Source organism: Devosia sp. CAU 1758 (assembly GCF_054482695.1).
This window is the reverse complement of sequence record NZ_JBTLRJ010000002.1, coordinates 826,411-834,373: the sequence shown is the minus strand read 5'-3', so window position 1 is coordinate 834,373 and position 7,963 is coordinate 826,411. Positions and strand designations below refer to the sequence as shown.

General features: G+C 56.7%; 9 protein-coding genes. 4 read left to right on the top strand and 5 right to left on the bottom strand.

The window, feature by feature from the left end:
- Positions 1–818: 818 nt before the first annotated feature.
- The 4 genes from ACXYMS_RS10060 to ACXYMS_RS10045 all read left to right on the top strand — a co-directional run bounded on the left by ACXYMS_RS10060 (position 819) and on the right by ACXYMS_RS10045 (position 3,535).
- A complete protein-coding gene (locus ACXYMS_RS10060; RefSeq protein WP_458905903.1) occupies positions 819–1,487 on the top strand; it encodes a ParA family protein in 669 nt (222 codons plus the stop codon).
- Positions 1,488–1,489: 2 nt separating this feature from the next.
- Positions 1,490–1,867, top strand: coding sequence for a hypothetical protein (locus ACXYMS_RS10055; RefSeq protein ID WP_458905901.1), 378 nt, complete (start codon positions 1,490–1,492; stop codon positions 1,865–1,867).
- A gap of 81 nt (positions 1,868–1,948) precedes the next feature.
- On the top strand, positions 1,949–2,575 hold the full coding sequence (locus ACXYMS_RS10050) for a DUF6088 family protein (protein ID WP_458905899.1): 627 nt from the start codon (positions 1,949–1,951) through the stop codon (positions 2,573–2,575).
- Positions 2,576–2,578: 3 nt separating this feature from the next.
- On the top strand, positions 2,579–3,535 hold the full coding sequence (locus ACXYMS_RS10045; RefSeq protein WP_458905897.1) for a nucleotidyl transferase AbiEii/AbiGii toxin family protein: 957 nt from the start codon (positions 2,579–2,581) through the stop codon (positions 3,533–3,535).
- Positions 3,536–3,560: 25 nt separating this feature from the next.
- On the opposite strand, the gene ACXYMS_RS10040 is transcribed toward ACXYMS_RS10045, so the two are convergent.
- The 5 genes from ACXYMS_RS10040 to ACXYMS_RS10020 form a co-directional block, all read right to left on the bottom strand.
- Complete coding sequence (locus ACXYMS_RS10040; protein WP_458905895.1) at positions 3,561–3,755, bottom strand: hypothetical protein; 195 nt, start codon at positions 3,753–3,755, stop codon at positions 3,561–3,563.
- A 101-nt stretch (positions 3,756–3,856) separates the two neighbouring features.
- Positions 3,857–4,483, bottom strand: a complete 627-nt coding sequence (locus ACXYMS_RS10035) for a DNA-binding protein (protein ID WP_458905893.1) — start codon at positions 4,481–4,483, stop codon at positions 3,857–3,859.
- Positions 4,458–5,648, bottom strand: coding sequence for an ImmA/IrrE family metallo-endopeptidase (locus ACXYMS_RS10030; protein WP_458905891.1), 1,191 nt, complete (start codon positions 5,646–5,648; stop codon positions 4,458–4,460). The genes ACXYMS_RS10035 and ACXYMS_RS10030 overlap by 26 nt, the downstream gene beginning before the upstream one ends.
- Positions 5,641–7,014 (bottom strand): 7-cyano-7-deazaguanine synthase, encoded by a 1,374-nt coding sequence (locus ACXYMS_RS10025; protein WP_458905890.1) that lies wholly within the window; start codon positions 7,012–7,014, stop codon positions 5,641–5,643. Before ACXYMS_RS10025 ends, ACXYMS_RS10030 begins: the two co-directional genes overlap by 8 nt.
- Entirely contained in the window at positions 7,011–7,580 is a 570-nt protein-coding gene (locus ACXYMS_RS10020; RefSeq protein ID WP_458905888.1) for a hypothetical protein, read from the bottom strand. The genes ACXYMS_RS10025 and ACXYMS_RS10020 overlap by 4 nt, the downstream gene beginning before the upstream one ends.
- Positions 7,581–7,963: the final 383 nt, after the last annotated feature.

Genomic DNA, 7,963 nt, shown 5'->3' with positions numbered 1-7,963 from the left:
AAGAATGGCGTGGCCGCATTCGCGGCCACAAGACATTGATGGCCCTCACCCTTCGCTCCCGCAGACGCGGTCGCTTCGCCGCACCTGTTTCATGGCGTCCGCTAGCCGCGGATACGCATTCCTTGAAATCCTCAAGAGCACAATGATCTGGATAGGTTGATCCTGGACGATAGGATGCTTTTGCTTGGCGTGAGGGGGCAAAAGGCACGATAGCGGCCCGCCACTCGACATCTTGCTCGTGGATGGGCCCCAATTGCCAGATCAGAGCCCGGCAGACCCTCTCTCTTCCAGATCTGGAGGTGCACCGACCAATCGCCCCGCAAGCGCTCAGGCAGCTCCTATGGCATGAAGATATCTGAGGCCCCTTCTCTACAGCTCGGTCGCATTCAGATTGCAGGATGTGCTGACTTCTGCGGCCGCCCAAAAACTCACTCATCGCACCCTTGCGATCCGCCCCGTACCTGCCGCGCCCGTCTCACCCGCAAAAACTCACCTTTCCCGGTGGTTTGGTGTCAATTCGGCTCGTTCCCTGCGCCGGCTTCAGACCCAAGCTATGCTCGCCCAATCGTGCAATTCAGCAAATGTGCAGTTGGGTGCTTGCAGTTTTGTGTTTCTATACAGATACATATCTGCGTGATTGCGCATTTGAACAATTATATTTCTCTATATTTCCACATTTGCTAAGATATTCAATTAGCTAGTTGCATGGTTGCGCAAATTAACTGTTGTGCATTTGAACGAATGCGGCAGACTTTAATTACTGATTTGCTTAAAACCACTAATCCACATCCGGGTAACCGAAGAATTGCAGGCCTGAAATGATCATCACATTTGCTTCGTCCAAAGGGGGGGTGGGTAAATCCACTACATGCGCCGCGGTCGCCGCCGCGCTTGCCGCTCAAGGGGAGGGTGTGCTGCTGATTGACCTTGATCAGAACCGCACTCTGGATCGCTGGTCTCGCAAGGCCCCCATAGACAATCTCACGGTCAAGGCCGTGGAGCCTGCCAAGTTTGGGCCGTTCTTTTCGCAAAGTGAGAAGTCCGGTGCCTATGCTCACATTTGCATCGACCTGCCGGGGACGCGCGAAGTGACCCTTTTCAAGGCACTGGCCCGCTCAGACATTGTCGTCATCCCGGCCCAGACCTCCGAGCCCGATCTGCGTGAAGCTCTGGTTGTCGTTGGAGACATTCGCGACATTGCCGATACCACCGGTCGCCCGATCCCGTATCGGCTGTTGCTGACCAAGGTGTTTCCGCTGCGGACCCGCGTCACGGATTACGCCTATGCCGAATTGGAGCGGCTCGGCCTGCCGCTGTTTCGCACGGCGCTCGTTGAGCGCAGCGCCTACCGGGAAATGTTCCTCAACGGGCAGCCGCCCACCGTCACTGAGCCGGGGAAGGGGGCAGGGCTTGAGATTGCAAACCTCGTCTCTGAAATCCGCCAGATAGCCGGCGCGGACCACGAAACCATTCGCAAGGCAGGTTGATCATGAAACTAGAACGCGCACCCTTTATGCCCCTGGACCCAGATATCGATGACGACAAAATCGAGCGCCTCGCGCGTGAGAAGGGGGTCGGGAAGTTCGAGCGGCCTCAGCGGGAAGAGAAGGGGGCTCCCGTTGTCGTTGCGCCGGTGAAGGACGCAGATGCAGCGGCCTCAGAGCGTGATGATGCCGGGCAGCCAACGCCGCGCTCGCGCATGAAGACGCTCAATCTCGAGCTGCCAGACTATGTATGGACCGAGCTCAAAATCCGGGCCGCGCAGCGTCAGACGAGTCTGCGCCACGTTGTCATGGCAGCCCTGGTCAAGGATGATGTGACCATTGCCGAGGTCGATATGATCGAAGACGGTCGGCGCCTGCGCTAGAAGCTCAAACCACCTTAGAGAATCCCATCGATCCGGGTCTTTGGTCCATACTGACCCACCTCGTCTCTGCATGAATTTTCAATGAAAAACTTTGCAACTTGGAGCACTTTCCGGTACTCTGAAGCTATGAGCGCATTAAACGAACTCAAAAAGCACCTCCGCCCGGGGCAGGTTTATCGGCGTGCCGATCTGCTTCCATGGTCAAAGGCCGTTGACCGGCACCTGAAGCAGCTGGTCGATGAGGGCGTCCTCCACAAGCTGGCAGGCGGGGTATACGCATATCCCAAGCGCTCGCGGTTCGGCGCGGTGCCTGCCGAGGATGCCAAGCTGGTTAAGGCGTTCCTCAAGGATCATCGCTTTTTGCTCACGACACCCAATGCGTATAACGCGCTAGGCCTGGGGACGACGCAGCTCTACAATCGAACCGTCGTCTATAATCATAAACGGCATGGCCGCTTCAGGCTGGGCAAGCGCGAGTACGAGTTTCGCGTAAAGCCTCATTTTCCGTTGAAGCCCTCCGAGGAATTTCTGCTGGTTGATCTGGTCGATAATGTTGATCAGCTGGCCGAGCAGAAATCCGCCATGCTCGATGCGGCACGCCAGAAAGCCTTGAAGATGGACGCCAAGGCGCTTGGCAGGACCGTGCGAGAATACGGCGGCTCAAAAGCCAGGAAGTTCTTTGAGCCTGTCCTTGAAGCGCGGCAATAACGTATGGCTCGTGAATACCTCCACCAACTACCTGATTTTGCTGATCTGATACGGGTTGTCGGCGATGACCTCGCCGTCAATCCTGTCCTTGTGGAGAAGGATTATTGGATCATGCATAGCCTCTACGGCTTGGAGCAGATGGGCCTATCCTTCGAGCTCAAGGGCGGCACATCTCTCTCCAAGGGTCTTGGAATTATCCACCGCTTCTCGGAAGACATCGACATTCGCATCGAGCCGCCTGCGGAGTTGAACGTCGCCGTCAGTCCGAGGCAGCAAAAACCAGCCCATGTAGAAAGCCGGAAGGCGTTCTATGACTGGCTCGCTGGCAAAATCGCAATCCACGGCATCACGAGCATCGAGCGCGACACAGCGTTCGATGATCAGGACTATTACCGCGGTGGTGGCATTCGGCTGGGATACCCCTCGCAAAATGGTTCGCTTGCAGGCCTGAAGGACGGAATTCTGCTCGAAGTAGGCTTCGATGATGTCTCGCCGAATTCGCCTTCGACGGTATCATCCTGGGCCTATGATCACGCTGTCCGGAGCGGTGTTGAGGTGATCGACAACCGCGCCGTCGACGTCGCCTGCTATCACCCTGGCTACACCTTCGTGGAGAAGCTGCAGACCGTTTCAACAAAGTTCCGCAGACAGCAGGAAGAGGGCGACTTCCCTGCCAATTTCATGCGCCACTACTACGATCTGTATTGTCTCTTGCAGGTGCCGGCGGTGCGCGAATTTATCGGCACGGAAGACTACTCCGCTCACAAGGTGAAACGCTTCCGCGCGGCCGACAACCAGGTCCTCGCAGAAAATCAGGCGATCCAGTTGGCTGATCCCGACACATTCGCGCTTTATGCCGACGCCTATGCGCAATCCGCCGCGCTCTACTACAAGTCTCAGCCGCCCTTCGAGGAAATTGTCACCGCCTTGCGCGATGCGACGGCGATCTCCGGCATCTAGGCAACTGAAGCGAGTCCACGCGTCTTTAGTCGATGGCGCTCTCATCAAGTTGCGGCTCGAGCAGGATGATGCGCCCGTTAATCGGCAGCGCATCAAGAATGACGTTCAGGCCATTGCCGCTTTCATGGGGATAGGCACGGCCGATCCTGGCCCAGATCGTCTTGCCAGAGTTCTCGTTGCGTTTTGCAGTGTAGGCGATGAGGACGGGATCGTTGGTCATGGTCGAGCAGGGTGAGTAGGGGACAAGCCTGATATGGTACCAGTCGTCCCAAGCGAGTCATGACGCGGTGCAGCAAACCCCGACAGTCGGAGAAGGCCACGTCATGCTTTCTCGTTCAGCTTGAGAAATCGATTCTTATACTGGGGCAGACAGGTGCACTCGCGGGCCCGGATCTCGCCGATAGACGATATTACGAGATCGGCGCTTTCCGGAGGTATTCGCATTCGTCCGTTTCGCAACGCAAGGTACAGGGCATCGAGCGCCGGCACTTGCCCGAGCGTCGCTGAAACGGTGGGATGCGTCAGTAGGTCCAGTGACCACGCAGCAGGTTTATCGCTGCAAAGTTCGCTTGCCCGGGTCCGACCGCGTCGTTCATCCAGGACCGGCCAACATCCGCGCTTCGATGCAATTGCGATCGTCGCAGCCTCGCCATCGCCGAGGCTGGGCGAGGAGGTGATCAAGTTCAGAAACACCTCATATTCTTCATCCACCATTTCTTCGATGAGGACAGTTTCGTTGTCGATCATGCCTCTGAGAAACTCTTGTTCTCCGTTGGCACGGCTCGTTTCGTGGTCCAGCTCCGCGGCCACCTCCTGTGGCACAAGGGTCAGGTTCGGAATGGCACGGAGAATACGCGCGCCGCTCCCACAAGCATGAAGATTTATTAGCACGCTCGTATCGAGAACCAGTGGCGCCTCTACGCTAATCAGGGAGCTTGGCCAACTCATCAGTCTCTCTTTCTTCAAGCTCAATCTGATCGATGATGCCGCGAAGTTCGAGACGGCTGATCTTTAGCAATTCCGCCAGTTGGCCTTCCGACATCAGGTCGCGTTTCCACGCAGCATGTGCCATCAGGCTCATTCGATGAGAGACAGGTCGGTCAGCATCAGACTTAGCCGGATCGCGCAGAAACACCGGCTCGCCAAGCACTTCCCGTGCGTGTTCGTCAGTAATCCCGCCCCTGCCTTCGAACCAGCTCCAAGTTCCCTTCTTTGCCAACCCCAATTCTTCAAGACGCAAACAGCTAGCTTGTCGGGAAATATGATATTCGTCAGCAAGGAGGATGATTAGTCTAGCGGTTATTTTCCCCGTGATTTCTTTGATCCGCCGGAAGCTCTCGGCGAAACTCTCTGCAGGTGCCATGAACGACCTACCGAAGGCATTGGCATATCGTTCGTCCCTCGACAGAAACCGCTCGTCCGTTTCAAGAACTTCCGGACTTTGCCGCGTGCCAAAAAAATGTCCCAGCTCATGCGCAGCGGACTGAATACGCCGAGGCAGTGGATGGTTCGCGTTGAGCAGTATGCTCGCGCCAATCCCCTCATCGAAGCTGAAAAGTCCCGCCACTTTTGAGCTCGAGGACAGCCGCCGCTGGTACAGTCTGATGCCAAGCTGCTTGTCGATCAGCGAGAAGATGTCAGCAACGGGGCCAAGCCCAAGGCCAAGCCACTCGCGCAGTTCCGCAGCGTGCTTCTCTGCAAGGGCGATCACATCACCAGTGTTGATACCGCGCTCCGGTGGGTAGTTTCGGCTTTTCTGAATCCCAAGCAAATTCTCGAGCTCGACTTCGGCCTTGATCAGGTCGTTGAGCATCTGAATTGCTTCTGCGGTTTGCGCGTCTTCGGCCTCGCGTAGCTTTCGGAATCTGGGCACCAGATCGGTATGCACGGCCTCACGGCGCAACAACGCATTGACTGAGAGCCCGTAGTGCCGCGCCAGTGCCTGGATTTCCTGAATCCGTACGCGGCGCACACCCTGCTCAATCGAAACAAGAGTGGGGCGGGAGACGCCCACGATCCGCGCCGCCTCTTCTTGCAGCACGCTGGCATTCTCACGTGCTATTCGCAGGCGGCGTCCGATTTCCTGGGAACTCAGTTCGTTGAGGTCACTCATTGCGTCCCCCATCCATCCAGTCGTTCAGAAAGCTGTTGACCCCCAGCTCTGATCGAAACGCTTTCCATTCTTCAGCATGCGCACTCAACATGGCCCTCAATTTTCTAGTCGTTTCCCCGCACGTCTCGCCCGTGGCAGACGCGATCTGTGAGGCATGCGTGTGCAGCAACTCATCCGGCCAGTCGGCCATATCGGCCAGGTGCTGCAGATGCCTTGCACCAACGCTGCCATACTCGATCATGATGTCCCGGTCTGCCTTCTCGGTGACAGGGAGAAGAGCCCCGCTGACGGTGGATACCTTCAGGTCTGACACCACATAGGCGTTGGAGCTTTCATCGACTCCCGCCGCATGAAGGCTTTGCCGCCTCAACAAACAAGCGGCACATAGGCCGCATTGCTTCCGGTGACCATCGTTCACGATGCGACGGGTTTGCCAGCAGGAATGAGTCTGGCTCAGATGCTGTTGGTTTTTCCCGGGTAGTTTCAGGAAGGCCTGTAGCGTCTGCCCCTTAGTGTACCAAAGTCTGGGCTGCTCACACTTGATCTTCCAATCGAGCAGGGCGCTCAAGAACTGCTCCATCCGACGAAAGAATGCCGGATGGTTTCTATAGTCGGCATAGACATTGTGTAAGGGCAGGATGGCCGGGCCCAATGCGCCCTGACCGCTTTCCGGGACGACTATCCTCGACACATGGTAGAGCTGCGCAGCCATTGCGGTGACAGCGGCAAACTTGAATCCACGGCTGCGGAAGCTGCTTTCGTTCTTCCGATAGTCGCTGGTGTCGAATGGAATGCGCTCAAACGGGCTATCACCAATTTTGCGCTGCTGGCGGTTGCCGGCCACGCGAATACACAGCACCTCGTCCTTGCCGCCGCAGAGTCCGGTGACAGCTCGCGAGTCCAATCCATCGCTGTATGCGATTGCGAGACTTTTGGTTTTCTCGAAGTCCAATGGGTACTGCCGTGCACCAATCCGAGGGCCGTTCTTCGCCCGGACAAAGGTGAAGTGCCAATTGTCTCCGGTCAGAAAATTCAGCACCCGGCGCAGCCCATGCTCTACGGCCGGCTTCTGCCATCGTTCCAGATCAATCACCGGAATCCGGAGATTGAAGTGGCGGGCCCAGGCCCGGGATCTCTTCCACCGTCTGTCCGCTATTTCGATGGCCGCACACACAACGAGCAAATCGAAATGTCGCGGCAGGCATCCCGCAACATCGAACGAGTCCAGGATTTCAGCATCGAAGTAGATTTGCCGGTCGATCTCAGCTTGCTCCGCTGCGTCCGAAAGGTAAGCAGGGGCCTTCTCGCCTCGTTCAAGCACGAACAAAGTCTTGGCACCGAGCGAGGTGTGATTATGGACGTTCATTCTCCGGGGCCCTCATCCACATGTATGGTTTTTGGGGAACCGAAAGCCCTGCGGTCGCCATCTCTCATGGCCTGACAAAGTCTCTCCACTTCGATGCCGGAAAACGCCTCTGCGTTGCGCTCAAGGCCTTTTTGGTAATCAGACCTGCTCATGTCGCCCAGGTCCCGCGCCTGAATGCAGTCCTCATCCAAACGGTTCTTCACGATTCCAATCCACTCTCGGGTGGTAGCGAGCATCGCTGGCTGCAGGGCATCAGTCGGTGGCAAACCATCGTGAATTTTCGCAATGAGAGTGCGCCGCAAAATGTCTGCTTGCGAAGACATGGAGTGTTTCTCAATCACGGCCTCAATGTCCGCAACGGGATCGAGCGTCAGCTGTGACTGCGCCAGGCAGGCCGACAGCTCTTGCACCATGGAACTGAATTCTTTCATGCCCGCATCGGTCATCATGCTGTGGCATGCCTGATTGATGCGCTCAGCAGGGCTAGCGGCATCGCTGACGAGCTGCTCCCCGAAGGCCCTCCATCGAGTGCTCAAGGGCAAATTTCTGAACGGGCCATCGGTCATGGCGTCCTCCTATGACAGAAACATAGGTTACCAACCTGACATAGTCAAGTTTGGCAGATATTTTTCTGACATTTGACGGTGAAGCGGGTTATTGAACCGTCAGTCGCGCGTCATGGTAGCGTGGATCACCGAGGCGCGAGTGCCTTCACGAGGTGTGCTCGCAACTTGGTTGCGGAGCCCGAGTTCTTGGGCCCTCGTTTCCGTAAGATACATTATCACTCTAGCTTGGTGACGGTCGGAGTTTGGCGCGATCGGCCGAATGTCAAATTGCATTGTCTCCCTGCTCCGCGCGGAGACGACCCTTGAACGAACTCGGGCCGGGCTCGATTTAAGTTGACGGAATGTTCGTACGCGTCTAATGAGTATGAAACATCGTACTCAGG

Bases quoted from the DNA above. Each gene is read 5' to 3' on its own strand.
- ACXYMS_RS10045 (WP_458905897.1), top strand. From the start codon at position 2,579: ATGGCTCGTGAATACCTCCACCAACTACCTGATTTTGCTGATCTGATA.
- ACXYMS_RS10040 (WP_458905895.1), bottom strand. From the start codon at position 3,755: ATGACCAACGATCCCGTCCTCATCGCCTACACTGCAAAACGCAACGAG.
- ACXYMS_RS10025 (WP_458905890.1), bottom strand. From the start codon at position 7,014: ATGAACGTCCATAATCACACCTCGCTCGGTGCCAAGACTTTGTTCGTG.
- ACXYMS_RS10030 (WP_458905891.1), bottom strand. From the start codon at position 5,648: ATGAGTGACCTCAACGAACTGAGTTCCCAGGAAATCGGACGCCGCCTG.
- ACXYMS_RS10060 (WP_458905903.1), top strand. From the start codon at position 819: ATGATCATCACATTTGCTTCGTCCAAAGGGGGGGTGGGTAAATCCACT.
- ACXYMS_RS10055 (WP_458905901.1), top strand. From the start codon at position 1,490: ATGAAACTAGAACGCGCACCCTTTATGCCCCTGGACCCAGATATCGAT.
- ACXYMS_RS10035 (WP_458905893.1), bottom strand. From the start codon at position 4,483: ATGAGTTGGCCAAGCTCCCTGATTAGCGTAGAGGCGCCACTGGTTCTC.
- ACXYMS_RS10050 (WP_458905899.1), top strand. From the start codon at position 1,949: ATGAAAAACTTTGCAACTTGGAGCACTTTCCGGTACTCTGAAGCTATG.
- ACXYMS_RS10020 (WP_458905888.1), bottom strand. From the start codon at position 7,580: ATGACCGATGGCCCGTTCAGAAATTTGCCCTTGAGCACTCGATGGAGG.